The sequence below is a fragment of the Priestia sp. Y58 genome (genome assembly GCF_029522095.1).
GTDB classification, from domain to species: Bacteria; Bacillota; Bacilli; order Bacillales; family Bacillaceae_H; genus Priestia; species Priestia megaterium_E.
In genome coordinates this window covers 543,208-567,401 of record NZ_JAKWFL010000003.1, presented here as the reverse complement: position 1 = coordinate 567,401, position 24,194 = coordinate 543,208, and the positions used below count along the sequence as shown (strand labels likewise).

Annotated in this window: 23 protein-coding genes; 4 read left to right on the top strand and 19 right to left on the bottom strand. The window is 36.4% G+C overall.

Translation table 11 applies throughout. From position 1 onward, the window contains the following. Window positions 1–40 precede the first annotated feature (40 nt). The 4 genes from hpaB to trhO form a co-directional block, all read right to left on the bottom strand. A complete protein-coding gene (gene hpaB / locus MMB68_RS12895) occupies window positions 41–1,477 on the bottom strand; it encodes a 4-hydroxyphenylacetate 3-monooxygenase, oxygenase component (RefSeq protein ID WP_221783274.1) in 1,437 nt (478 codons plus the stop codon). 140 nt (window positions 1,478–1,617) lie between these two features. After that, the gene (locus MMB68_RS12890; protein WP_025751868.1) at window positions 1,618–1,980 is read right to left on the bottom strand and encodes a group I truncated hemoglobin; all 363 of its coding nucleotides are present in this window, start codon (window positions 1,978–1,980) and stop codon (window positions 1,618–1,620) included. A gap of 221 nt (window positions 1,981–2,201) precedes the next feature. After that, window positions 2,202–3,059, bottom strand: coding sequence for an SMP-30/gluconolactonase/LRE family protein (locus tag MMB68_RS12885; protein WP_221783272.1), 858 nt, complete (start codon window positions 3,057–3,059; stop codon window positions 2,202–2,204). Window positions 3,060–3,265: 206 nt separating this feature from the next. Beyond that, window positions 3,266–4,234 carry an oxygen-dependent tRNA uridine(34) hydroxylase TrhO gene (gene trhO, locus MMB68_RS12880; RefSeq protein WP_221783270.1) on the bottom strand — a complete coding sequence of 323 codons (969 nt, stop codon included), beginning with the start codon at window positions 4,232–4,234 and terminating at the stop codon, window positions 3,266–3,268. A 334-nt stretch (window positions 4,235–4,568) separates the two neighbouring features. Between trhO and MMB68_RS12875 the strand changes: the two genes are divergently transcribed. Further along, a complete protein-coding gene (locus MMB68_RS12875) occupies window positions 4,569–5,372 on the top strand; it encodes an alpha/beta fold hydrolase (RefSeq protein WP_481861941.1) in 804 nt (267 codons plus the stop codon). Window positions 5,373–5,536: 164 nt separating this feature from the next. On the opposite strand, the gene MMB68_RS12870 is transcribed toward MMB68_RS12875, so the two are convergent. The 5 genes from MMB68_RS12870 to MMB68_RS12850 all read right to left on the bottom strand — a co-directional run bounded on the left by MMB68_RS12870 (window position 5,537) and on the right by MMB68_RS12850 (window position 9,474). Next, window positions 5,537–6,406 carry a GNAT family N-acetyltransferase gene (locus MMB68_RS12870; RefSeq protein WP_277548931.1) on the bottom strand — a complete coding sequence of 290 codons (870 nt, stop codon included), beginning with the start codon at window positions 6,404–6,406 and terminating at the stop codon, window positions 5,537–5,539. 131 nt (window positions 6,407–6,537) lie between these two features. After that, window positions 6,538–7,317 carry an MBL fold metallo-hydrolase gene (locus MMB68_RS12865; protein ID WP_221783264.1) on the bottom strand — a complete coding sequence of 260 codons (780 nt, stop codon included), beginning with the start codon at window positions 7,315–7,317 and terminating at the stop codon, window positions 6,538–6,540. Window positions 7,318–7,501: 184 nt separating this feature from the next. Next, the gene (locus MMB68_RS12860) at window positions 7,502–7,837 is read right to left on the bottom strand and encodes an ArsR/SmtB family transcription factor (RefSeq protein WP_221783262.1); all 336 of its coding nucleotides are present in this window, start codon (window positions 7,835–7,837) and stop codon (window positions 7,502–7,504) included. Further along, window positions 7,838–8,266 carry an SRPBCC family protein gene (locus tag MMB68_RS12855; RefSeq protein ID WP_264409185.1) on the bottom strand — a complete coding sequence of 143 codons (429 nt, stop codon included), beginning with the start codon at window positions 8,264–8,266 and terminating at the stop codon, window positions 7,838–7,840. It abuts the gene before it with no gap. 188 nt (window positions 8,267–8,454) lie between these two features. After that, a complete protein-coding gene (locus tag MMB68_RS12850; protein WP_221783258.1) occupies window positions 8,455–9,474 on the bottom strand; it encodes an STAS domain-containing protein in 1,020 nt (339 codons plus the stop codon). Between the two features lie 294 nt (window positions 9,475–9,768). On the opposite strand from MMB68_RS12850, the gene MMB68_RS12845 reads away from it, so the two are divergent. Beyond that, on the top strand, window positions 9,769–10,500 hold the full coding sequence (locus MMB68_RS12845; RefSeq protein ID WP_221783256.1) for a GntR family transcriptional regulator: 732 nt from the start codon (window positions 9,769–9,771) through the stop codon (window positions 10,498–10,500). Between the two features lie 41 nt (window positions 10,501–10,541). On the opposite strand, the gene MMB68_RS12840 is transcribed toward MMB68_RS12845, so the two are convergent. From MMB68_RS12840 to MMB68_RS12800, 9 genes are all read right to left on the bottom strand, one after another. Then, the gene (locus MMB68_RS12840) at window positions 10,542–11,384 is read right to left on the bottom strand and encodes a fructoselysine 6-kinase (protein ID WP_221783254.1); all 843 of its coding nucleotides are present in this window, start codon (window positions 11,382–11,384) and stop codon (window positions 10,542–10,544) included. A 15-nt stretch (window positions 11,385–11,399) separates the two neighbouring features. After that, window positions 11,400–12,284, bottom strand: coding sequence for a carbohydrate ABC transporter permease (locus tag MMB68_RS12835; RefSeq protein WP_221783252.1), 885 nt, complete (start codon window positions 12,282–12,284; stop codon window positions 11,400–11,402). After that, the gene (locus MMB68_RS12830; RefSeq protein WP_221783250.1) at window positions 12,284–13,165 is read right to left on the bottom strand and encodes a carbohydrate ABC transporter permease; all 882 of its coding nucleotides are present in this window, start codon (window positions 13,163–13,165) and stop codon (window positions 12,284–12,286) included. Before MMB68_RS12830 ends, MMB68_RS12835 begins: the two co-directional genes overlap by 1 nt. A 15-nt stretch (window positions 13,166–13,180) precedes the next feature. After that, complete coding sequence (locus MMB68_RS12825) at window positions 13,181–14,467, bottom strand: ABC transporter substrate-binding protein (RefSeq protein ID WP_264409184.1); 1,287 nt, start codon at window positions 14,465–14,467, stop codon at window positions 13,181–13,183. A 116-nt stretch (window positions 14,468–14,583) separates the two neighbouring features. After that, window positions 14,584–15,570 carry an SIS domain-containing protein gene (locus tag MMB68_RS12820; protein WP_221783246.1) on the bottom strand — a complete coding sequence of 329 codons (987 nt, stop codon included), beginning with the start codon at window positions 15,568–15,570 and terminating at the stop codon, window positions 14,584–14,586. 79 nt (window positions 15,571–15,649) lie between these two features. After that, complete coding sequence (locus tag MMB68_RS12815) at window positions 15,650–16,798, bottom strand: ABC transporter ATP-binding protein (protein ID WP_221783244.1); 1,149 nt, start codon at window positions 16,796–16,798, stop codon at window positions 15,650–15,652. Window positions 16,799–17,092: 294 nt separating this feature from the next. Further along, window positions 17,093–17,257 carry a hypothetical protein gene (locus MMB68_RS12810; RefSeq protein ID WP_013057098.1) on the bottom strand — a complete coding sequence of 55 codons (165 nt, stop codon included), beginning with the start codon at window positions 17,255–17,257 and terminating at the stop codon, window positions 17,093–17,095. A gap of 264 nt (window positions 17,258–17,521) precedes the next feature. Continuing rightward, window positions 17,522–20,188 (bottom strand): MMPL family transporter, encoded by a 2,667-nt coding sequence (locus MMB68_RS12805; RefSeq protein WP_277548930.1) that lies wholly within the window; start codon window positions 20,186–20,188, stop codon window positions 17,522–17,524. Further along, window positions 20,185–20,646, bottom strand: coding sequence for a MarR family winged helix-turn-helix transcriptional regulator (locus MMB68_RS12800; protein WP_277548928.1), 462 nt, complete (start codon window positions 20,644–20,646; stop codon window positions 20,185–20,187). Before MMB68_RS12800 ends, MMB68_RS12805 begins: the two co-directional genes overlap by 4 nt. Before the next feature lie 255 nt (window positions 20,647–20,901). Between MMB68_RS12800 and MMB68_RS12795 the strand changes: the two genes are divergently transcribed. Beyond that, window positions 20,902–22,110, top strand: a complete 1,209-nt coding sequence (locus MMB68_RS12795; RefSeq protein WP_116741123.1) for an MFS transporter — start codon at window positions 20,902–20,904, stop codon at window positions 22,108–22,110. 66 nt (window positions 22,111–22,176) lie between these two features. Here the strand turns inward: MMB68_RS12795 and MMB68_RS12790 are convergent, their stop codons facing one another. Next, window positions 22,177–23,577 (bottom strand): amino acid permease, encoded by a 1,401-nt coding sequence (locus MMB68_RS12790; RefSeq protein WP_048020877.1) that lies wholly within the window; start codon window positions 23,575–23,577, stop codon window positions 22,177–22,179. 385 nt (window positions 23,578–23,962) lie between these two features. Here MMB68_RS12790 and MMB68_RS12785 point away from each other — a divergent pair, with 385 nt between their 5' ends. Further along, on the top strand, window positions 23,963–24,169 hold the full coding sequence (locus MMB68_RS12785; RefSeq protein ID WP_221783237.1) for a hypothetical protein: 207 nt from the start codon (window positions 23,963–23,965) through the stop codon (window positions 24,167–24,169). Window positions 24,170–24,194: the final 25 nt, after the last annotated feature.

Below are 24,194 nucleotides of genomic sequence, written 5' to 3'. Positions count from 1 at the left end.
TAACTAAACTATCATACCCAGCGGAGATTAGTTTTCTCCATTAACTTTTCAAAAAATCGGTGACTCTCTGTACATAGCGCTCTTTATCGTAAGATAAGTACAGATAACTGGTTAACTGTACAGGCTCTCCAAAGAAAAAACGTTCATACAGCGTTTCTCTTGTGCCAAACGGACTCATCGTTAAATCCCATGCTAGTCGAAAAAGCTTAATTCGATCTTCTGCTCCTCTCAATTTAGCTTGCAAATAACGCGTAATATCTTCTTTAACAAATGAGCAGCACGTGTTTTCAGTCGGTATTGCCATGAGTCCGCTTGCACCTAAAAGCTGGATAATCTCTGTAAAGGTAGGATATGTTTTTGAAAATATATTTGCGGCAATACGAAGTGTAGTTTCATTCGGACGCATGTATCCCCACGTATCAATCTCCGCTTCTTCTTCTGCTTTCATCACGAGAGCTTTCATCGTTTCTAACGCAATAATAAGCTCCGTGGCTTTTTCTCGCACATGCGGATAGTCTGTAATGTTAATGGTTTCAATCAGAGATTGTACAATACCTAATACAAATTCTGTTTTGACAATTCTCCTTGAAGTTACTTGATGCAGAGCAAAAGGTGAGAAGGAACTAGAAGAAAGAAATGTATTTGATACGTCTACATTTTCATAGAAAAACACGCGGTTCCACGGTACTAATACTTGGTCAAAGACAACAATTGTATCCATTTCTTCAAATCTAGAACTTAATGGATAATCAAACGTCGAATCTTTTCCTGCAAATGATTCTCTACAAATAAATTTAATTCCTTTTGTATTACTTGGAATCGAAAAAGCAAATCCTTTTTCTTTTCCTTGAATGCCCGCTGAAGACAGTACGAGTAGTTCATCCGTCATTCCACCCTGTGTAGCAAGCAGTTTCGCGCCTTGGATAACGATTCCCTCATTGTTTTTATCAACTATTTTTGCTGCTATCGGTTCATCGTTTTGCTCGTAATAAAATTGGATTCGATTGACTTGAGGATCGATGAACGTATGAGTGAGCGATAAATCGTGCTCTCTCACATATTCATAATAAGAAATGATGTTTTCAGGAAAGCAATTTTCTTCTCCTCTCAGGAGTTCTGCAGAGGATGCAAAAGCCATCAATACGGTATTCATATAATCTGGACTTCTCCCCATCATACCGTGAGTTAAGCGAGCCCACTGCTGAGTCATCTCTCGCCTCTTTTTTAACTCTTCTTTTGTTTTAGGCTGTAAATAAGATGTACCGAAAAATTCCTTAGAAGCCGGAGATTGGTATGTCATGATATCTTTGATTTTTTTATCATGCTGAAGATCATAAAGCTTAGCTTGACTGTTAATGGCTCCTTTAAAAGCCGGATGTTCTGATATATTGCCTGTTACGAGCTTGCCATCAACCCATACATTTGCTTTTAATTGATTGATTCTCTCTACGTATTGCTTCCCATTAATTGCTGACATACTCCCACTCCCAGACTTTCGATAAATATTTTCACCTATTGCATTTTTATCATATTACGATGTCTTTTCCATGTTTCCTTCATACATCACAGCTTTGAGCATAAAAAAAGAAGGTCACAGTAACCTTCTTTTTTTATGATTTATTTATATTGAATATCATTTCTTAGGGATTCAACTTTACTTAATGCTTGGTCAATATCAGGCTCTTCAACATTAAAGTGAGCAAGTGCATCGTGAAGATGCTTAGCAATTGCATTAAAATGTTCGGGTTGAATATTCATATTTGCATGCGCTTTGGCCATCGACTTTCCTGAATATTGATTCGGTCCACCTAAGGCAAAGCTTATAAACTTGGCTTGATGTCGACGTTGTTTATCCATATCCGTGTGCTCGAAAAAGTGACTAACTGTTTCGTCTTTTAAAACAAGCTCAGAATAAAAATAGTCTACTACTTTTTCAATCGCTTCTTGTCCGCCCACTTTTTCATACAATGTTTGTTCCAAAACAATTCCTCCTTTTGTACCTTTACCCATTATTACCTAATACAAGTATTCATATTCTTTGAAAGGCTCCTTTATGGAAATTCGTTATCGTCATGTTTTATTCCTCTTCCTCATAATGAATAAAATGTAAAGGTAATGAACGCAGTGCAAAGGAGTTGTAGAAACTACATTTAATATCTATCGTTACTGGGCTGAATCATTACATTTTGATAAGTGCTGGTCTAATATACGTAAGTATAAGCCGGTACGCCTTTTACTCCTACTCGGCATGAAAAAAGAGAGCCGGCAGCTTCTTCGTATTTTTCTTCTTCCTTAGCTGTGGTGATAAATAAAGTTTGTAAATCGTCTCCTCCAAATGTACAGCAGGTTACATTGGAAACAGGAAGATGAATAGATTCTATAATTTCTCCTTTCTCTGGATCTACACAAATAACTTTCGAACCTCCCCAAAGCGCTACCCATAATCGGTCGTGTTCATCAATTGTCATTCCATCAGGAAACCCGTCCATATCTGAAAGGTCAATCACCACTTTTTCATCTTCGAGCCTTGTTGTTTCTTTCGAAAATGAATAAGACATAATTTTATTTTTCGGTGAATCAACCAGAAAGAATTTGTCTCCTGTTCGATTCCAAGCTAGCCCGTTTGACACGCTTAATCCTTCTTTAGCGCTCTTAATGACACCTTTTTCATCTACTACGTACAGCTGGGCTTTTCCTTCTTCATCTTCTTCACTCATCGTTCCAATCCAAAAGCGGTTATATGGATCACATTTACCGTCATTAAAACGCATGGTTTTTTCAAGAGTATCTAAACGGATATACTCTTCATGATTCTTTTTGTTTTTATCAACTAAAAGCAGCTGATTACGGGTGGAGACAATCAATTTTGAATGATTGGTTTTAGAAACACTTGTAACGACTGAAGGAAGAGCAATACCTTCTAAGGTTGTCGTTTTTGGATCGTACGTAAGAAGCTTTTTATCTAAAATGTCTACTAGCACTAATTTTTGATTTTCTTCATCCCATAGGGGTCCTTCAAGCAAACGGCCATCGTACTTTTTTTCGATTTTTGCTTCCATTTTCAAGCTCCTTTTTCGTTTTTATGTACAATCATTTTTTTATAATCGCTTTCTTAAAAAAATATTCTTTTTAAAAAATAAAAAAGCTAGGAATATCTTACCTTTTTCATAAATACCCGTTGTATGACATTCTTTAAACACCAGGTTCTAAGAGAATCTTTTCATAAAAAAAGCAGCACGCTTTGTATAGCGTGCTGCTTTTTTTATTATAAAGTTACGTGTTCTTTTTCTAATTCTTTAACACGTGCTGCAAACTCTTCTTCTGTTAAACCGTGTTCTTTTACATAGCGGTTACGAGGGCTCACTCGGCATTCATGTGAACAAGCGCGTAAATATTTGTGTTCATTTTCTTCAGAAGCTAAGATTTTCTTATTGCATTCTGGGTTTGAGCAGTTAACATAGCGTTCACAAGGCTCGCCGGTAAAGTGGTCTTTTCCGACAATCACATGCTCTTTTTGGTTAACTGGTACACTGATGCGCTCATCAAATACATAGCACTGACCATCCCAAAGTTCACCTTGTACTTCCGGATCTTTTCCGTATGTTACAATGCCTCCGTGAAGTTGGCTTACATCTTCAAAACCTTCTTCAAGAAGCCATCCAGAGAATTTTTCACAGCGAATACCGCCTGTGCAGTACGTTAAGATTTTTTTATCTTCAAACTGCTCTTTGTTGTCGCGAATCCATTCAGGAAGCTCACGGAAGTTTTGAATATCCGGACGAACAGCTCCTCGGAAATGACCTAAATCGTATTCATAATCGTTTCGTGCATCAATTACGACCGTATTCTCATCTTGCATCGCTTGATAAAATTCTTTTGGGCTTAAGTAATTACCCGTTACGCGAAGAGGATTCACATCTTCTTCTAATCGAAGAGTTACTAATTCTTTGCGGTGACGCACGTGCATTTTTTTGAACGCATGTTCATCTGCTTCGTCTATTTTAAATACAATATCTTCAAAACGAGGATCATTTTTCATCGTTTCCATGTATTTATCTGTTTGTTCAACTGTTCCTGATACCGTTCCATTGATCCCTTCAGCCGCAATTAAAATACGTCCTTTTAATTCAAGCTCTTTACAAAATGCCAAGTGCTGAGCTGTGAACTCTTCAGGATTTTCAATTGGAGTGTACAAATAATATAGTAGTACTTGATATGGTTTTCTTTCAGTCATGTTGCTTCTTCCACCTATCTGTTTATATTTGCAAGATATAATGCATGTAGGTCGGTTATTGTGAACCGAATTGATGGTAACAATTCATTACTTAAAGGTACATTATGACAAAAACAACATCCTTTTTATGAGGATGCTTCTATCTAAAAAGTATTACAGTGAATGATTGTTTCAAAAACATACAGTATTTAAGCCTGTAATAGTATAACATATCAAAGCGTTCACTTCTAGGATTTGTTCTTCAATAAAAATTTTATTGACGCGATACGTTCTACATGAATGGGTCCGCGCATACATGATGAGATATAAATCTTTGAGATGGGGGGCAAAAATGATGCCTTTTTATACATTAAAGGACGGTGCAACTTTGTACTATGAACAACAAGGGGAAGGAACACCTATTATTTTCATTCACGGAGTTTGGATGAGCAGTCGTTTTTTTCACAACCAGCTTGCTTTTTTTTCAAAACAGTATCAAACTATTCTTTTGGATTTAAGAGGACATGGAAATTCAAGTCATACTCCATACGGCCATACAGTTTCCACTTATGCTCGTGACATGCATGAGTTTACAACCACTCATCAATTAAAAGACGTCATATTAGTAGGCTGGTCGATGGGTGCTTTTGTTGTATGGGAATATTTGAAACAATTTGGTCAAGAAAATGTAAAAGGGAATATTATTGTAGATGAAATGGCTTCAGACTTTAAATGGCCAGACTTTCCAATCGGTGCATTTGATTTACCTGCCCTTATTTCGCTTATGCAAGGTATTCAGCTTGATCGAACAAGTACATTAGAAAGTTTTATTCCGCTTATGTTTAAGGATGAATTAACTGAAAAAGATAAACATTGGATTATGAAAGAAGTAACGAAAATGCCCGAGTCGATAGCTAGTGCTATTTTGTTTGATCAATCCATTGTGGACTATCGAGAATTCCTCCCGTTTATTACAATTCCTACTTTACTGTGCTTTGGAAAAGAAGAAAAGCTCATTCCTGTAGCGGCTGGAAGGCATATTCAAAAGCTGGTTTCAGGTTCTGTACTTGAAGTTTTTGAGAACAGCTGCCACTGCCCTTTTCTCGAAGAAAGCGATCGGTTTAACAAAGTTGTGAGTGATTTTATCGAGCGTATCTAATTTACAATAAAAAAAGAATTGCCTTGTTTCTAACGGATTCGGTTGATAGAAAGAAGCATAAGTTAGAACTACAAATCAGCAATATAAATGATAAGTAAAAGCGCTCAAAAAAATCCGAGCGCTTTTACACTTAATGTTCTCCGCCCTCATTGAACTTAACTCTTTTACAGTTTGAGGTGATAACTTATAAGAATATCTTTTGGTTCAAAACCAACTTTCATATATACTCGATTTACTTGACTATTTGCTTTATCAACAGTTAGTTTAATTTCATCAATTTGTGGAAATAAAAACATCTCTGTTAAAACTTCTTTTAACAACATCGTTCCCAGACCTTGACTCTGAGCATTCCTCGAAATACAAATATATTCCAATGAGGCCTCTCCCATCTCAGTATCGACTTCAAAGTACGCATAACCTTGCAACTCGTTAGAAATATTTTTAAGTATCTTTAACATATTTCTATCGTTAAGTCTCTCAATAATTGTTTTTCCATTGTAATAAGTATTTTGAAACATTGCATTATGCAGCGTTTCAAATGCTTGAAAATCACTATGTTTAAATGACTCACTTTTCATTTCAGTAACTTTATCAAAATTTTGTTCTTTAATTTCTAAGATGGAGTGTTCACCAGTCTTTTTTGCTTTTATTTCATTCATAAATACTTGTTGCAGCTCATTTTCTTTATTGATAAAAAAATGAAATTTTTGAATCAAAGGGTTTTCATTAACTAACTGTTTCCATAATTGATATTGCAAATAAATAGAAGATGTTTTATTAAAAGGTCCCCACACTTCTGCTACCGTTTCTTCGATATCAAATCCAATAGCCGCTAAAATTTCCCCTGTCTTATCTCTGGCGATTAGAAACTTGATACCTCCATCACTACTAATAAACTCTTCTTTTAATGTCTGGTGGATTTCTTCTTTTTTTCTACCACAATAACCAATGTGTGATGTTTTCTTTCTATTTATTTCTGATAGAAATCGAGATAATTCACCAATGTTAGTTGCTTTTTCTATAATACTCTCCATAACACTATCCCCTCTTTAAATCCAATTTAGTGTCATGTTCGTTCCTACTGCAAGATATTCCTGCATCCCAACCTCTTCTGCCTCGTTAGTTTGGAATTATTCTTCAAAATCCTTTCTGTGCATCACTATACTTAAGGTAATAAAATCTCGCGTCCGTCATAGGCAAAGCTTACGTTTTTATCTGAGAGCATCTCGGCGTGCTTTCGGATATCGATATCATGTGATAAATGAGTAAACACCATGGTTTTTGCCTGTAGCTTCGCTTTGATCTCCATTGCCTCTGTCACATCATATACGGATCTTTTTTCTTTTTGAAGATATTCTTTCCAAAAAGATGTACCGAATATCAGTAAATCTAAGTGGTAAAAGGGCTGCCACTGTTCTTTTGTCACATTAAAAGAATCGGATACATACGCCCAGCGTTCCCCTTGTTTTTGATGAACCACAATGCCGTAGGAATGACCGTTAAATCCGTGATTCACTTTATGAAACGTGATGGTCGTTTCTCCGTTTTCCCATTTTAACGTGCCATTAAAGATAAGCCCTTTTCTTTTTGTGAGATAAGGAAATCTTTCGGTTAACTCGCTGATGACTTCAGGCGCTCCTACGACTTCTGTATTTACATTATTCCAATAGCATAAGTCAGCTAAATCCCCTAAACCAGCAACATGATCATTGTGAGGATGAGTAATAAACACGGTAGAAGGGATTTTTTTGTTATTGTATAAATGAAATTGATGTTTAAAATCAGGTGATACATCAATCAAACACACGTTACCGTCCAGTGTGAACTGTGCACTAGGTCTTGTGCGCTGATTTAATGGATCTTTTTGTGTACATACTTTACAGTCACATAATAATCGAGGCACTCCTTGAGCATCGCTCGTTCCGTAAAATAAAAGCTTGTTCATTACTCTGTTTCCCCCTTTTTTTCTTCTAAAGGTCTATCTTTTTATTTTAAGAAATGCCCTATGGTGTTCTGCATCTTTCTTTTATTTGTCCTTCTAGAATAAAACCAGCTTTTATGTAAAACAGCCAGTCTTTTTAACGACTGGCTTTGCTATATTCCTTATAAAAAACGTTTTTATGCTTTTTCTATTGATTTCTTTCTTCGTCTCTTTCAACAATATGCTGAAGAATAGATAATTTGTTTGTCCAAAATTGTTCGTAGTAAGAAAGCCAATCTTGTACTTTTTTTAAAGGCTCTGGCTGAAGATGATACACTTTTTCTCTGCCTTTTTTTTGTCCATGGACTAGGTCTGCTTCTGAAAGTATATGAAGATGCTTCACAATAGCGGTACGGCTTATTGAAAAATGAGACGTTATTTCTGAAATAGGCAATTCTTTTTCAGAAAGCAGCTCAAGTACTTTTCTTCGAGTAGGATCAGCAATGGCTTGAAAGATATCATGCTTGGCAGCTGATGAAGTCATTTAGTTTTCAACAACCTTTCGAAGTTTTTCATTCACGAGACGAATCCACCCGTAGCTCATTCTATCTCGTACCACTGAACTCTTTTCGTTTGCTTTTTCAAGAAGTGTTTCAGCTTCTTTCCACCCGCTATGAATAAGCGTAAATTCAGTTTGATTACCCATTTCTTTTAAGGTAAACGAAACGATCCATCCATCCGTATCCCAAGAGAAAGAAAGATAGTTTGGTGCATCTATTTCTAATACTTTACACGGAGATGGTCCAAAAGGCGATTGTAAATGAAATTCATATCCTACCTGAGGCTGAAAATCATTAGGCATGAACCATTGTTGGAGCCCTTCTGCGGTTGCTACTTTATCCCAAACTTTTTGAATCGGCGCGTTAAATATTATCTTCTGTTTTACATCTTCTACTACACTTTTATCATTCATTGTTATCTTCATTCTCCTTTTTAAAAAATAACACCAAAAGGTTTTATATAAAAATAATATAACACCTTTTGGTTTCATGTCAATTCTTCTTTTGAAAAATGAAATCCTTCAATACATTTCCGTTCTTTGATAAAGAGATTTGTTATAATGCTGAATGAGTGCATTTTGTTATATTTCAAATATATCTTTTAAACGATGCTTCGTCCGCTTTGTGCCAATGCATAATGAATGCCGTGCTGCAATGTTTGAAAACAATCATATTTTGATAAATCAATATGGGTCTTTGATATAACTAAACCTAAGTCAGCAGAAATTCCTACTAAAATTGTTTTCGTACCAATCAAGGACGCTGCTGCACCTAATTTTTCAATAAGACTTGCCGTATATTCAGTAAGTTCTTTATCCAATCCGGTTAAATCCAGCACAAGATAATTAGCCTGATGTTTTGGGAGGTTATTTAATGTATTGACAATCAAATCTTCCGTTCGATCCTCGTCGTATTTGCCAATCAAAGGAACGACGACTATGCCTTCCAAAACCGGAATAATAGGAGAAGAAAGCTTTTTAATAAGATCTTTTAACTCAGCTGTTTTTTCTGCTACAATGTTTTGCAAATGTTCTATTTTCTGCGCTTCTTTTCTTCTGGCTAATTGATGAATATTTTGAGTGATATCAATGTTGGAAGGGAAGTATTCTACTGTGGTGCATTCATGCCCTTCTATTTGATGTTGAATCACCTTGTACCAAATATTTGTTCCGAATAGTCCTGTAAAAATCCCTGCATAATGGGCCGGAAGAAAATTTCCTCCCTTTGTTTTCTTTTGCGCCACGTTAATTTTATGTTCCCAACTGTCTTTTAATTCAGCAGATAAAGTTTTACTTTCAGGATTTAAATATTTGATAGCGGTTTTTCCCCATCCAGCCGAAGCGTATGTATTTGTAATTAACTCAGCCGCTTCAAAAACCGTTACGCCTTTCATATTTTGAAAGTACTCTCCTACTACTAATCCCTGTCGGAAGCCAGTGGTTTCCAGTACTACAGAAGCTGCCTCTTCTCCAGATATTTCTTCGATTGTGTCAAACAATGTTTTCATGGCAGAAGAAATCCAAAAAAGGATCGCATCTTCTCCTTCAAAGCTAAATTGTCCTTTTTCTAAATCCCAAGCAAAACTAAGACCACCTATATCAATATTCTTTTTTTCACCCATGGCGGAATCTCCTTTTTATAAAGTTCTTACCTTCTTTATATTTTATCTTATGTTGAAGAAGCTGGTAATAAAAATTGTTGCATATTTTCTATTGCTTGTCTAACCATTACCCATGTTTTCAATTAATAGAAAAGAAAGGTGAATGCTATAGAACTTTGAATTCGCCAACTTTTCTTTCTTTTGTATCAAACATACATGATAAAAAGGAAGAAAAGCAAATTGTAATATAACATCACATTACGTTATAATATAATTATATTCAAAAGAAAGTATTTAGGAAAGAGGAGGAAAAAGATGAAGCTAAATACTCATAGCTCTACGCCTTTATATATGCAGTTAAAACAGGCTATTACAGAAGATATTAATAAAGGAGTTTATACTCGGGGTGAAAAACTTCCAATTGAAACGGATTTGTGCGATATATACGGAGTAAGTCGGATTACGGTAAGAAAAGCCGTATTAGATTTAGTAGAAGAAGGCCTTCTGATACGTCAGCAAGGAAAAGGAACCTTTGTTCAATATCCAAAAGCTAAGAGAGAGCTGTTTGCCGTTAATGGGCATACAGAGTATATGTCGGAATTAGGGAAAGTACCGCAGACTAAAATTTTGTCTTTTGGTATAAAACCTGTAAAAGCTCATGTGGCAAAGATGTTATCAATCCCTCCAGAAAGTGAAGTCCTTGAACTGCAGCGCATCCTGTATTATGACGACCAGCCTCTTACCTTAGAAATTTCTCATTACTCCTTAGAATTGTTACCACACTTAGATCAGCACGTCCATAATTCAGTTTCAATGTACGATACTATAAAAAACAAGTACAATATTGCTCCGGTTCATAATAAAAAATTATTGAACATGGTATTTGCAAATGTGGATGAAGCAAAACATTTAGAATGTGAAGTCGGAGAGCCGCTGTTTAAAGTGGAAAAAGTGGCGTATGATGCACAAAAAAGACCGATTCATTCATCTTTTCTACACTACCCTGCGAATCGCGTTACGTTCACTATAGACAGTTCTAATTCTTAATAAAATAGCGCCTTGCTTCAAAAGCAAAGGCGCTATTTTATTCATTTTAAAACCATTTCACAGTCTGTATGATATTCTTTCCCATATCCAAAAGCTCCGTAATTCTGACAAGTTTGTGATGCCACCAATGCTCCATTATGGAGGGCTTTGGCTGTGTTTTTTTCTGGTAGATAAGAAGAAAGAAAACCAGCTATAAAAGAATCTCCAGCCCCAAGCGTATCCACTACATTTGTAGGAATTATAGGCTGTTTAAATAATTGGTTTTCGACTGATAATAAAGCTCCCTCTTCTCCTCTTGTCACGCATACGACACTGGTTCCTAACAAGTGTACTCGCTTTATTAAATTCATACACTCTTCTTCTGGCAGGCTGCTTCCTGAGAAAAATGCATAGCTGATATATGGACATACTTGCTGTAAATATTCCTCATCGTATCTCGTAGAAAAATCAAAGGAAATATCAATGATTTTATGTAGCAACGGAAGGTCAGATTCTAAATGACTAAAAACGCTCGTATGAAGAAGATCGTGCTGACGAATATAGGTTAAATCCGATTCATTCAGCATTAGTTTTAATCTAGATTGAACGCCCCCTTTATTTGATCCTACAAAAATTCGATCACCTTGTTCATCAAGTGTTACAACCGCCATTCCATTCTCTCCTACAGCTCTTCTTACTCTGCTAATATCCATCTTTTCTTGCTGCAGAGTATTTACTACATGCTCTGCCGATTCGTCATTCCCCACGATTCCCATATAGGAAGACTGATGATTGCTCAATCTATTATAAAATACGGCCACATTTAGCGCGTTACCTCCTGGATAGATCTTTCCTTGGTCTTTATAGTAATCTACTACATTATCCCCTACTCCAATTAGTTTCATCTGCTTATCCTCCTATTATTTAACACTCCCGTTAGCAATGCCACGGATAAAATATTTTTGCATAAATAAAAACAACATAACAATCGGTGCTGCTGAAATGGTCAGTCCAGCTAGTAATACTCCCCAATCTGTTTGCAAAGCGTCTCTAAATTGCATTAATCCTGCTGGGATTGTACGCAAACTGTCGTCGTCGATAAAGATAATGGCAAACATAAATTCATTCCATGTGTAGTAAGCTGTCAAAATTGTCGTTGTTAATAAAATGGGCGTGCTCATTGGAATAAAAATCCGAAATAAAATCCCCAAGCTTGTACATCCATCTAACCGAGCTGCTTCCTCCAGTTCTTTTGGAATCGAAAGAAAATAAGCTCGAATTAACAAGATGGTTAAAGGAATTCGATAAGCAACATAAGGCAGAATCAATGCCAAGTGTGTATTATAGATTCCAAGTTTTTGAATAATGCTATACAAAGGAATTAAACTTACCTGAGGAGAAAGCATAAGCCCTCCGAGACATATAATGAGGACAAAAGCTTTTCCTTGAAACTCAAAGCGTGATAGTCCATAAGCTCCTAACGCACTGACCAGGACCGTCAAAAAACAAGACACGCCCGTGACGATCACACTGTTTAAAAAGTAAGAAGATATTCCGCTTTTCCACGCTGTCACATAATTTTCAATGAGCCAAGTATGCGGCATAGACCAGCTGTGAGTAAAGATTTCATCCGTGCTTTTAAAAGAACTTATAATCATCCAAAGCAAGGGATACGCAATGACAATAAGATAGACGATCAACCCGACATATACTATCGTTACACCTGTGTACCTCTTCTTTTTTCTTTCTTTAGTGGCTGTATTGACAACATTAGGTAAGGTGACATTTGTTTTAGGCATCTGCATCAAGCGTCTTCCTTTCCTGTTTTAAATGCTTTCATTTGAACAATAGAAATCAATAGCGTAATAATTAAAATGACAGTAGCAATTGAAGAAGCGTAGCCCATCATATCTTTCGAAAAGGCTGTTTTGTATAAATACGTACTTAGGACTTCAGATGATGTACCCGGTCCGCCTCCAGTTAAAATATAAGGTTCATTAAATACTGTAAAAGCACCAGTGAGTGTTAAAATAACAGCTACAAATGTCATTTCTTTTGTTTGCGGTACAGTAATATGAAAGAACATTTTAAATTTATTAGCGCCGTCTATTTCAGCTGCTTCATACAATTCAGGTGAGATTTTTTGTATCGCTACAATATACAGCATGGCGATGTAGCCGATAGACTGCCACTGAGATACAGCAATAACTGCATAAATAGCCGTATCACCGTCTCCTAGCCAAGGTTTTGCCAATGAATCTAATCCGATCATTTTGAGCATTTGATTTAAAAGCCCTACTTCAGGATTGTAAAAAAAAGTAAACAACAAGGCGATAACGGTCATCGAAACGACTACTGGTAAAAAATAAACCGTTCGAAAAAAAGGAGAAAATCTTCGAATAAGTTTATCTTCTAAAACGGCAGCCACAATTAGACCGCCACCTACTTGAAAAATAATTGAAATGACCGCATAAAGAATATTATTTTTGAGTGCCTGATAAAAGACAGGGTCTTTAAATAAGTGCACATAATTATCTATTCCTACAAAAACTTTGTCTGGTGTAAATGTGCTCCACTCATAAAGACTATCCAAAATATTCTGAAAAATAGGGATGTACACAAGTAGTAAAAAAGCAAAAGCAGGAAGAAGATATAAATAAGGGATTAGCTTATTACGTTTTAACATCGCTTTTTCACTTCCTTACTTTTTAGATTCAGCACGAACACTCGCTGCCGCTTTTTGCACATCTTTCATTACTTCTTTAGGTGTTTTATCACCATTTAGCATAAGCTGAGCGCCTGTTAAATAAGCATCTGCAATTCGAGCATCGATTGCCATATCAAACCATGGAGCCATTTCTTTGGCTTGTAAAATATTGTCTACTGCTTCTAATTGCTCCGGGGTTGAATTACTGCTGTTAGCTGTATCATTTACTGCACTGTATTTCCCTACTTCTTTTACTAGCTTTTCACCCATTTGTTTTGATGTTAAAAATTCAAGAAATTCCATCGCTTCTTTTGAATGTTTTGTTTTAGAAGAAATCATAAACCCTTCAGGTGATCCAGTTAAATTAGTAGCATTTCCTTTTCCATCCTCCACTTTAGGAAAATTAAACATGCCAATCTTAAATTTCGTTGGACCGAAAAGCTTAATTTCAGCGGTTTCAGCATAAAACATAGCTGCTTTTCCATTTGAAAATTGTTGTCTTGCATATTCATGATCAATCGAATTTGTATTTTTATTAAAGTAAGGAACTAATTCTTCTAATTTTTCTAGAGCTTTTACATAGCCTTTATCCGTGAATGTGCCAGTTTTTGAATTATAGTCTTTTGAAAGAACGTCACGTTTTACCATGCGCTGATTTAAGGTTCCTACGTAGTGAGAAATGGTCCATGTATCCTGGCTTCCAAATTCTAAAGCTGTATAATGCTTCTTTTTTAACACGCTTAAAACATTTAGTAGCTCGTTCCAGTTTGTAGGCGCTTTTAATCCTAATTTATCGAAGATATCTTTGTTGTAAAAAAACATTTTCCCATCCATTGTGACAGGAACACCGTAAATTTTCTTATTAACGGTATATGGTTTAATTTGAGATTGAACAAGCTTGGAAGACCACGCTGAATCCTTCTTATAATAAGAGGTTAAATCTAAGGCTTTGTTTCCTCTGACAAATTGTCTAGCAAACTCATCGCTCCAAGAAAAGTACACATCAGGAGGGGTATTAGTGCCTGTCATAACTTTAATTTTGTCTTTATACGAATCGTTTAAGACCGCTTCTGTTTTAATATCAATATCAGGGTGCTGTTTTTCAAATTCTTTTACAACTTCTTCAAAGTAGCTTTTTTCAGGTTCTTTTGGCCATCTGTGAAAGAATGTTAATGTTATCTTTCCTGTGTCTGAGTCTGAAGACGTTTGTTTTCCAGCACACCCCCCGAGCATTAAAGAACAACTTAAAAGTGAGGCTAAGATTAAATTTGTCTTTTTCATATAGAAACCCCCTTATTGTAAGTGCTTTCATATATAAGTTATACTATAATGTTTTATAACATTATAGTATAACTCGTAGAGAAAATATACAGATTTCTATCTTTATTAGGAGATTATTAATATTCTACTTTCCACATGTAGCGTCTTTTACTTAAAGGATGATTGCGTGCTTCAGCTAATTCTTCGGCATACTGACGCAGTACACGGTTTAATACAAGAGGAGCAATATACCCTTGCACATCTTTATCAATCCCTTCGAAATCATATGCTTTTGCATCTAGAACAGTTAATTTCTTTCCATATCTTTTAGAGAATGATAAGGCGCGTTCTTCTAAAGGTCTCGTTTCATCTAGTCCAGCTAGGATGATAAACGGTACGTTTTCATCAATAATTTCGAATGGACCGTGGAAATACTCTCCGGCGTGAATAGCGTGAGAATGAATCCACTGCATTTCCATCAAGATACAGATGCTGAATGAATATGCTGCTCCATAGTTCGAACCGCTAGCCATTGTATAAATAACCGGTTCAGACTTATGTGATTCAGCAAATTTTCTTGCGTTGCTCGCTTCGTGTTCTAGAGCTTTTTCATAAACAGACTGTAGATTTTCTAAGCTGGTAACTAACTTTGCAAATTTATCATTTTTTTCCGCTACGTATAAGAGACCAAATACAAGCTGATATAAAACGCCTAAGTTTGTTTCAAAAGCATCGATATCATTGCCCCACTCATACTTAATAAAAATATCTGCGCTGTGTGCTAAAGGTGAAGTAGGTTCATTTGTTAAGGCTACAGCATAAGCGCCTTTGCTTTTAGCGAACTTAGCTGCTTCTGTAGTCTCAGGAGTTGTTCCTGACATGGAACATAAAATAACTAAGGAGTCTTTTCCTAGCTGCTGCGGATTGCGGTGGATAAATTCGTTCGAGCTATACAAATCGGATGTAATATGTTGAGCTTCTCGATCTAGTACATACTTAGCTGGATACATGATCGCAGAAGATCCTCCACATGCGACGAAAAACACATTACGAATTTGCTTGCTTTTTAATTCGTTTAATACGGCTTGCACATCATTTTTTACATTCACTACCGTTTTGCTCATTTTCCCCACTCCTCAAATAAAATATGATATACAACATTATGTAATGTTATATATTGTTATATTAAACCGCGAGCGTTAACTAGTCAATACATTTATCAGAATATTTAACTTTTTTATCTATATTTGTAGAAATGCGCTCTTCTGTTTCTCCATCAAAGAAATGCACGTAGGTTAAATTCAACGAAAAAGCGCTTTTGTCCCCTGCTTCAAACTCACATAGAAGAGGCACTCGAGCCACAAACGTTTGCTTTTCTAAACTAGCATATAAAATTGTTTCAGCACCTAGTACCTCTATCATATCTAGTGTCGTAGTGAAGCAAAACTCATTGTTCAACTCTCTCTTACTATCCTTTTTATGATATACAATGTGTTCAGGACGCGCACCCATTATGACCTCTTTCTCATTATAACCTTGAGAATGTAAAGCGTGTATTAGAAAATCAGGAAGCTGTATTTTAGTTTTTCCCATTATAAAATAAGGGCCTTGGAGATATCCCCGAAAAACATTCATTGCGGGCGATCCAATAAAACTGCCTACAAATACATTCCTAGGATATCTATAAATATCTTGAGGAGTTCCGATCTGTTGAATAATCCCGTCTTTCATAACAACTAGGCGAGTAGCCATTGTCATAGCTTCCACTTGATCATGCGTCACATAGATTGTTGTTGTTTGCAGTCTTTGATGCAGTTTAATAATCTCAGCACGCATCTGTACTCGCAGCTTCGCATCCAAATTAGATAATGGTTCATCCATTAAGAAAACTTTTGCTTCCCGAACAATAGCACGACCTAAAGCAACTCGCTGACGCTGCCCTCCGGATAAAGCTTTTGGCTTTCTATTTAAATATGTTTCTAGACCTAATGTTTTGGCTGCTTCATTTACACGTCTATCAATTTCATCTTTCTTTATTTTTTTTAACTTCAAACCAAATGCCATATTTTCTCGAACAGTCATATGAGGGTAAAGAGCATAATTTTGAAAGACCATAGCAATGTCACGATCTTTTGGAGCTACTTCGTTCATATGATCTCCATCAATGTAAAAATCACCTTTTGAAATTATTTCTAGACCAGCGATCATTCGCAGCGTAGTAGATTTACCACAGCCTGAAGGTCCAACAAATACAATGAACTCTTTATCTTTAATCTGAAGGTTAAAATCATTTACGGCGATATTTTTTTTATCATATATTTTATATACTTTATCTAAATATAACGTTGCCATCTAGCATCAGCTCCTCATATTTAATATTCGAAATACAGTATTGCAAGCTACGAGTCTCTTTTTCCTTCATCCTTTCCTCCTTTTTATTTACATTGCTAACTTGAGACATTAAAGTAACTTAATAACTATACTAATCGAATCTAGTTAGACAAAAAATAAATATGTAAAGATTGCTAACACAAAACATACAAGCAACCGTTCACCTTCAAAAAAATAAAAACCTTCTCTAAAATAAGAAGGTTTCAGATCATAATCTGCATAGAGACTGCCTTTGCCTTACTTCTGAAGATTTTATTACATATCTTCTTTGCCTTGACAGCTCGGACACTCATAAACATGCACAAAATAAAGTCCAATATGGTGGAATCGTTTCCCTAAGCAATCTGGACATGTTCCTGCTTCGCGCATTTGTTCCCGTCGTTTGTCTCGCTGATTAGCGAAGAAATTTACAAATTTCATAAAAGAACCTCCCTCATGTTTTTGACTATAGGTTTTCCTGATGAGAGGTCTTTTATTCGACTAGGTGTATTTATAAAAGCACCTGCTTGATTGTGCTTTTAAACTATACTCACGTTTTCCAATAATACAAAAAGGATAGATAGAGCATTCTTATGACGCCCATCTATCCTTCATTTTTATCCTATATAATTATAATGTTTAACGCTATACAGGCGTCTATCACTATTTCCTAACAAATATCTGATTTTTGACACAGCTATCAAGTTATTCATCTACTTTGTATTTTTCTTTTTTTCGAAGAAATGGCCACCAGTTTCCTTCTCCAAGCGTTACGACAACCGCTGGCATAAGAAGCGGAAGAATGACAAGGCCATAAAGTAAAAGACCAATAATAACAACCGTTGCTACATGAACAAGTGTTAATACACCTGATGGTATCATAGCCCCAAACGTTCCGGCTAAGATAATAGCAGCAGTGATAATAACCGATCCCATCTTACTCATAGACGTAACCATCCCTTCTGCTACGCCGCTTTTTACTTCTTCGTTAAAACGGTCTAACAAGAAAATAGAATAGTCAATTCCAAGGGCAACTAAAATAACAAAACTAAAGAATGGCACAGCCCAGCTGATTCCGTCATTCCCCATTATATCCACGAATAGAAGCTCTGATATTCCCATTGCAGTATAATACGTAAGCAGCAGTGAAGCAATCATGTATACAGGCATGATCATTGAACGGAATAAAATGGTCAGCACAATAAACAGTCCAATCATCATAATAACCATTGTGCGTGAAAGATCCGTTGTGGATAAATCTTTTAAATCCGCATTTGAGCTCGATACACCTCCGTACACAATTTCTGTATGCTCAAACGGCGTATCAACGACTTCGCTTGCCACCGCTTTTTCAATATTTTTTACGGTTGAAATGGCTTCTTCAGAATATGGATTTTGATCGAGCACTACGCTGAGCTTAACTCCTTTTCCATCTGCAAAAGAATAGTTATCGATGGATTGTTTAAACCCTTTATCTTTGATCACTTCTGCTGGAAGATAAATACCCGTATCTCTAACTGTTGAGCTCTCACTCATGTTATCAAGCATATCTGTTGCTTTTGTTAAGCCATCTGAGATTTTCGTTAGCCCATCATTTGCACTGTCAACACCTTCTGCTAATTGATTGATACTGTCTGATAGGGTTCCAACTTGACCTTGCTGAGCTGAAAGATTCTCATTTGCTTGTTGGAGACCGGTTTGAATGGCAGTAAGCTGTTTACTGATTGCAACAAGCTGAGGAACCGCTTGCTGCACATTTCCTGTTGTAGAAAGCTGAGTGCTGACAAGCTGCAGCTGTTGATTAATTTGAGCTAATCCGTCTGCGGCAGGTGCAAGTGACCCGCCAGATTCTTTAGAAGCGGAACCGGTTTGGTCAGCTATTTGATTTAGCCCTTTTTCAATATCACTTAATCCTTTTTGTACATCTCCGATTCCTTTAACAGCCTCTTTGATTCCGTCTGATACAGAACCCAGCTGTGAATTAACATATAAATCATCAATCTTTTCTCCAGTAGGCTGTGTGATCGTCATGACAGAGTCCACGTGATCCACTTTTTCAATTGCTTTGCTTATATTTCCTAAATAAGGAATAACATCCGCCTTTGTTAACTCTTTATCTCCTTTAATAACAACATTGACAGGAAACGCTTTTCCTTCTCCCAGTGCGTCACTGATGGCGTTTAGTCCTTTTATAGATTTATAATCACTGCTGATTTCAGCAGTAGAATCAAACGATACTTTTGAGTCATACGTTACAATAAAAGGCACGGTAATAATCGCTGTAATGACTAAAAACACGAACGGTCGCGCCACTGCCTTTTTTCCTAAAAAGCCCCACAGCTTATTATCGCTATGAGAAGCCACTTTTTTAGACGGCCAAAATAATTTTTCTCCAAGCGTAACCATAAAAAGTGGAAGCAGAGTAAATAAAATGACTAGCAGTACACCTACGCCCACTGCTACCCCGACAGCCGACTGAAAAATAGCAAACTTGGCAAATCCAATGGCTGCAAACCCAATAAATACGGCAATTCCGCTGATAAATAGCGTTCTTCCTGCTGTACGATAAGCCGTGATTGTGGCCTCTACTTTATCATGTCCGTTTGCCAATTCTTCACGGAAACGATTAAGTAAAAGAATGCAGTAATCCGTACCAATTCCAAACAAAATAGCTACTAAGAACGTTTGCGTGAACGTTGAGATTGGAAAATCGACATTTTTAACTAAAATACCTAGTAACGATTGACTGATTAAGTATGTGATTCCCACAATTAAAATAGGAATAAACGGCGTCACGACTGAACGGAAAACAAGTAGAAGCAAACCTAAAATCAAGAAGATGGTAATAAACTCGGTTTTCTTTAACCCTTCTTCTGAACTGTGTGCAAAATCTTGATTAATAAGAGATGCACCTGTTACATATGCCGTAACGTTCTTTGGCACGTTATCATAAATCTGATTCGCTATTTTTTCAACTTTTTCATCCGATCCACTGACAGTAACCGGAACTAAAACGGTTTTTTTGTCTTTAGACATTAATTGATTACGAACATCTTGATCGTCTGTTAAAGGCGTTGTGACATCTTTTACACCTTTAATTCTCTCTGTCTTATCAATGATTTTCTGTATTTGTTTCTCACTATTTTTATCTAATGCTTTATCTAGCTTAATCACCATACTGATGGTATTACTATCTTCCCCGGCATCTTTTAAAATTTGGCTGGCTCTAGATGAAACGGCATCATCAGGAAGCTGAGACTGACCTTTTTCACTTGCAAGCTTTGTTAAATTGGGTGCCGTTAGCATCAATATAACTGTTAAAGCTAAAATAAAGGCCGCAATCATCCATTTAAATTTCACAATAAATTTCATTTTTTGCTTTCCCCTTTTATAGTTAACTTTTCTTTTGCCATTGTAAGAATTTCAATAAATGTATCTATTTTTTCTTCTTCTACATCATCAAACAAATTCTCAATGATACTAAAACACGCGGCATTTCCGTCATGTATTACCTTTTCTCCTTCAGTCGTAATCTTAATAAGCTTAGAACGTTTATCGCTCTCTAGTTCATTAGTGTCCCACTCCACAAGCCCTTTTTCGAGCAGTTTTTTGATTCGATTCGAAATGGCACTTTTATGAACACCTTGCAAGACAGCAAGACTGCCAGGTGAAGATGGACCTTTAATCATTAAACTATTTAACAAATCAAACTGCTGCCTTGAGACATGTTCGAAGAGGTTATGGCTCAGCTCTCTGTGAATGACTTCTGTTCCTACAAACAGCACTTCTTCAAAAAGTTCTACAGCTTGATATAACTTGCTTTTCGTCACTTCTTTCCCTCCTTTGCTCATTTAGTTTATAGGTATAAACTATTCAACTTTAAAAATAGTTTATAGGACTAAACTTTATTCTGTCAATAAATTTATGTCTGACTGTCTTCATATATGATAAAGATAAACGGAATTCTAAAAGATACCGCTTACATCAGCTTTTTTGGTTGTCAAAGCTCCATCACTTAAGTATTATTAGTAATTGACTTCTTTTCAAGGAGATATAAATTTTATACACAGAAAGGGTGATCACACATGAATACAATGCATGCTAATGAGCAGGTCAGTAAGAAAGATTCCTTTCCAATTGCTCTCATCTCGTTGACTCTTGGAGCTTTTGCTATTGGAATGACGGAATTCGTTATTATGGGGATACTGCCTAACGTTGCAGAAGACCTTCATGTTAGCATTTCGACTGCTGGTCAGCTAATTACGAGCTATGCTTTAGGAGTAGCGATTGGCGCGCCAATTTTAACCATTTTCACTCATCGACTTCCTCAAAAGCTTCTGCTTTGTTTACTCATGCTTTTATTTATTCTCGGAAATGCGATTGCTATTATTGCACCTAACTATGGAATTTTGATGGGAGCTCGTTTAGTTACGGCATTATGTCATGGTACTTTCTTTGGAGTAGGCGCTGTTATTGCTTCACGGCTCGTACAACCGCATAAGCGAGCAAGTGCTGTCGCAACGATGATGGCAGGTTTAACCATTGCAAATATCATCGGCGTTCCTGTAGGAACATTTATTGGCCAACACTTAGGTTGGAGAGCTTCGTTTGGGGCTATTACCATTATGGGAATCATTGCATTTATCGGTATTATTCTATTTATCCCAAAGCTTGGTCAAGAAAAATTAACGGGTCTAAAACAGCAGTTTGCTGCTTTTAGCCAACCAAAACTTCTTGTGATGCTTCTTTTAAGCGCAATAGGGTGCGGTAGTTTATTTACTGTATTTACGTACATTACACCACTTCTTGAAGACGTTACGGGAGTAAGTGAACACAGTGTTACGTGGATACTTGTATTGTACGGATGCGGCGTTACGCTTGGAAATGTTGTTGGAGGAAAGCTTGCAGACTGGAAGTTAATGCCTTCGGTTGTAGGTATCTTTGCTTTTCTTTGTATTGTGCTGACTATTTTTACGTTTACTGTCAAAAGCCCAACAGCAGCGATTATCACGCTGTTTTTCTGGGGAGCAGCAGCATTTGCTGTAATGCCTGGTATTCAAGTGAAAATTATGAACTTAGCACAGGAAGCACCTGCTTTAGCTTCTACTTCGAATCACTCATTTGCTAACTTAGGAAATGCTTTTGGCGCCTTTTTCGGAGGCGTAATTATTAACCATATGGGACTTACTTCACTTCCTTGGGTTGGCGCCATTTTTGTAGGAACGGCTTTTGTTATTAGCACTTGTCTGTTTATTGTGGAAACACGCAAAAAACATAGTGAACAATCGTCCTAACTGTCTAACAACTGAACAAAAAGCAAAAAAAAGAGCCTTTCTTGGATGAAAGGCTCTTTTTTGCTTCTAACTCGCTTTTTTCATTTCTTTACTTGTTAATCGACTGTGTTTACGAGAATAACCTATATACACAAATATACCAAGCACAATCCATATGCTAAAATATAGCCATGTTGTTTTAGGAAGATTAATCATTAAAAATAAACAAGATAATACAGATAAAATTGGTAAAACCGGGACAAACGGCATTGTAAATCCACGTTTTAAAGTTGGGTGCGTTTTGCGTAAGATGATAATGCTGACGCCCACCATACCGAAAGTTAAAAGAGCTCCGATATTTGCTAAATTCGCAAGTTCTTTTAGATCGATAAATCCTGAAATTAACGCTCCGATAATTCCTACTAGCCAAGTGGAGAGAGTCGGAACTCCTGTTTTCTCATTTGTTTTAGCAAATGCTTTTGGCAGCAAGCCGTCGCGGCTCATTGAGAATAAAATGCGTGTTGCTGCATAAATGTAGGCGAAAATAACAGCCATAATTCCAATGACAGCTCCTGCAGCAATAACTCCTGCCACTGCATTTTGTCCTACTGAGTGGAGAACATAAGCCATTGCTTCTGGAACATTCAGTTCTTTGTACGAAACAACTCCAGTCATAACAAGGCATACCGCTACATAAATAATTGTGCAGATCACGAGTGAGCTAATGATTCCAATTGGCAAATTGCGCTGCGGATTCTTTACTTCTTCTGCTGATGTAGACAAGGCATCAAAACCTAAAAAAGCAAAAAATACGGCCGCTCCCCCTGTCACAACACCTTCAATTCCATAAGGCATAAAAGGAGTCCAATTAGACGGTTTCACATAAAAAGCCCCTACAATAATAAAGAGAAGGATAATAAATAATTTAACAAGCACCATAAAGTTATTCACTTTTTTACTTTCTTTTGTTCCTCTTGAAAGCAGCCATGTAATAAGTAGTGTAATACAAATAGCAGGAAGGTTCACTAGGCCTCCGTTTGCAGGAATCGTAATCAATTCTTTTGGCAGCGAAAAACCAAAGCCTTCTAAAAAGTTATTAAAATAAGAAGACCATCCATTTGCTACTGCTGACATCGTTAATAAATAGACGGAAAGCAACGTCCATCCCATTAAGTGCGCTACCACTTCACCGATGGTTGCGTATGTATAGGTGTAAACGCTACCAGATACAGGTATAGTTGAAGCAAATTCCGCATAGCACAGCGCTGCAAATCCGCATACAATAGAAGCCAATATAAAAGAAAAAATAACGGCTGGCCCCGCATCGTTAGCAGCTACTAAGCCTGTTAATACTAAAACCCCCGTTCCGATTACGGCTCCAATACCAAGAAGAGTCAAATCGAATGCTCCTAATGTTTTGACTAGAGATTTGTTTTGACTTTGTTCTAATAATTGCTCGATTGACTTCTTTTTAAATAGTTTTCCCATTGCACTCTCTCCTCTCTGTTGCCACTCATCCATTAAAAAACTTGAAAATGACGTCTTTTCCCATTTGGCTGCGCGTTTTCACTTCAGATACAGAAGTAATTATATAGAAATAATTACTAACTTGTCTATTAGTATACTAATATCATTATATATATTTCAAGAGTTTTTGTAAGCGATTTCTTAGTATTGCTCTATTTTGGATTTATAAACTAAATAAAGAGATTATCATTGTGCTTACGTATAATAAGTTTGAATAAAAATAATATTCTAAAAAATAATTTTATATGTTTTTAGATAACTTTTTTACTAGCTATCTTCAAATATAAATTCCTGACATAGGGATTATTTACAGAATGATGAATGTTTTACCTTAACGGGTGTTATAATGATGAAAACTGAAGTGTATGAAGGGCGGAGAAAGATGTTTAACTTACTTATTGGCTGTATTTTACTAGCATTAGGAGTATACTTTATGTTTAAATTTCTTTTTTACTCTCCTTCTAAAAAGAAGCGAGAGCAGCAAAACATGAACAAACCATCAGGTGAGGCTTCAGCTTCATCTCGTACAAACGATTCGAATAGAATAAGATAAATTTTTTTATAAAATACCGGCGTTT

What these genes read in the sequence shown, in the direction of transcription:
- MMB68_RS12840 (WP_221783254.1), bottom strand. Translation starts at nt 11,384, where the DNA reads ATGAAACTAATTGGAGTAGGGGATAATGTAGTAGATTACTATAAAGAC.
- MMB68_RS12805 (WP_277548930.1), bottom strand. Translation starts at nt 20,188, where the DNA reads ATGAAATTTATTGTGAAATTTAAATGGATGATTGCGGCCTTTATTTTA.
- MMB68_RS12795 (WP_116741123.1), top strand. Translation starts at nt 20,902, where the DNA reads ATGAATACAATGCATGCTAATGAGCAGGTCAGTAAGAAAGATTCCTTT.
- MMB68_RS12810 (WP_013057098.1), bottom strand. Translation starts at nt 17,257, where the DNA reads ATGAAATTTGTAAATTTCTTCGCTAATCAGCGAGACAAACGACGGGAA.
- MMB68_RS12790 (WP_048020877.1), bottom strand. Translation starts at nt 23,577, where the DNA reads ATGGGAAAACTATTTAAAAAGAAGTCAATCGAGCAATTATTAGAACAA.
- MMB68_RS12865 (WP_221783264.1), bottom strand. Translation starts at nt 7,317, where the DNA reads ATGAACAAGCTTTTATTTTACGGAACGAGCGATGCTCAAGGAGTGCCT.
- MMB68_RS12885 (WP_221783272.1), bottom strand. Translation starts at nt 3,059, where the DNA reads ATGGAAGCAAAAATCGAAAAAAAGTACGATGGCCGTTTGCTTGAAGGA.
- MMB68_RS12860 (WP_221783262.1), bottom strand. Translation starts at nt 7,837, where the DNA reads ATGACTTCATCAGCTGCCAAGCATGATATCTTTCAAGCCATTGCTGAT.
- MMB68_RS12785 (WP_221783237.1), top strand. Translation starts at nt 23,963, where the DNA reads ATGATGAAAACTGAAGTGTATGAAGGGCGGAGAAAGATGTTTAACTTA.
- MMB68_RS12870 (WP_277548931.1), bottom strand. Translation starts at nt 6,406, where the DNA reads ATGGAGAGTATTATAGAAAAAGCAACTAACATTGGTGAATTATCTCGA.
- MMB68_RS12875 (WP_481861941.1), top strand. Translation starts at nt 4,569, where the DNA reads ATGCCTTTTTATACATTAAAGGACGGTGCAACTTTGTACTATGAACAA.
- MMB68_RS12820 (WP_221783246.1), bottom strand. Translation starts at nt 15,570, where the DNA reads ATGAGCAAAACGGTAGTGAATGTAAAAAATGATGTGCAAGCCGTATTA.
- trhO (WP_221783270.1), bottom strand. Translation starts at nt 4,234, where the DNA reads ATGACTGAAAGAAAACCATATCAAGTACTACTATATTATTTGTACACT.
- MMB68_RS12855 (WP_264409185.1), bottom strand. Translation starts at nt 8,266, where the DNA reads ATGAATGATAAAAGTGTAGTAGAAGATGTAAAACAGAAGATAATATTT.
- hpaB (WP_221783274.1), bottom strand. Translation starts at nt 1,477, where the DNA reads ATGTCAGCAATTAATGGGAAGCAATACGTAGAGAGAATCAATCAATTA.
- MMB68_RS12830 (WP_221783250.1), bottom strand. Translation starts at nt 13,165, where the DNA reads ATGTTAAAACGTAATAAGCTAATCCCTTATTTATATCTTCTTCCTGCT.
- MMB68_RS12815 (WP_221783244.1), bottom strand. Translation starts at nt 16,798, where the DNA reads ATGGCAACGTTATATTTAGATAAAGTATATAAAATATATGATAAAAAA.
- MMB68_RS12835 (WP_221783252.1), bottom strand. Translation starts at nt 12,284, where the DNA reads ATGCAGATGCCTAAAACAAATGTCACCTTACCTAATGTTGTCAATACA.
- MMB68_RS12825 (WP_264409184.1), bottom strand. Translation starts at nt 14,467, where the DNA reads ATGAAAAAGACAAATTTAATCTTAGCCTCACTTTTAAGTTGTTCTTTA.
- MMB68_RS12850 (WP_221783258.1), bottom strand. Translation starts at nt 9,474, where the DNA reads ATGGGTGAAAAAAAGAATATTGATATAGGTGGTCTTAGTTTTGCTTGG.
- MMB68_RS12845 (WP_221783256.1), top strand. Translation starts at nt 9,769, where the DNA reads ATGAAGCTAAATACTCATAGCTCTACGCCTTTATATATGCAGTTAAAA.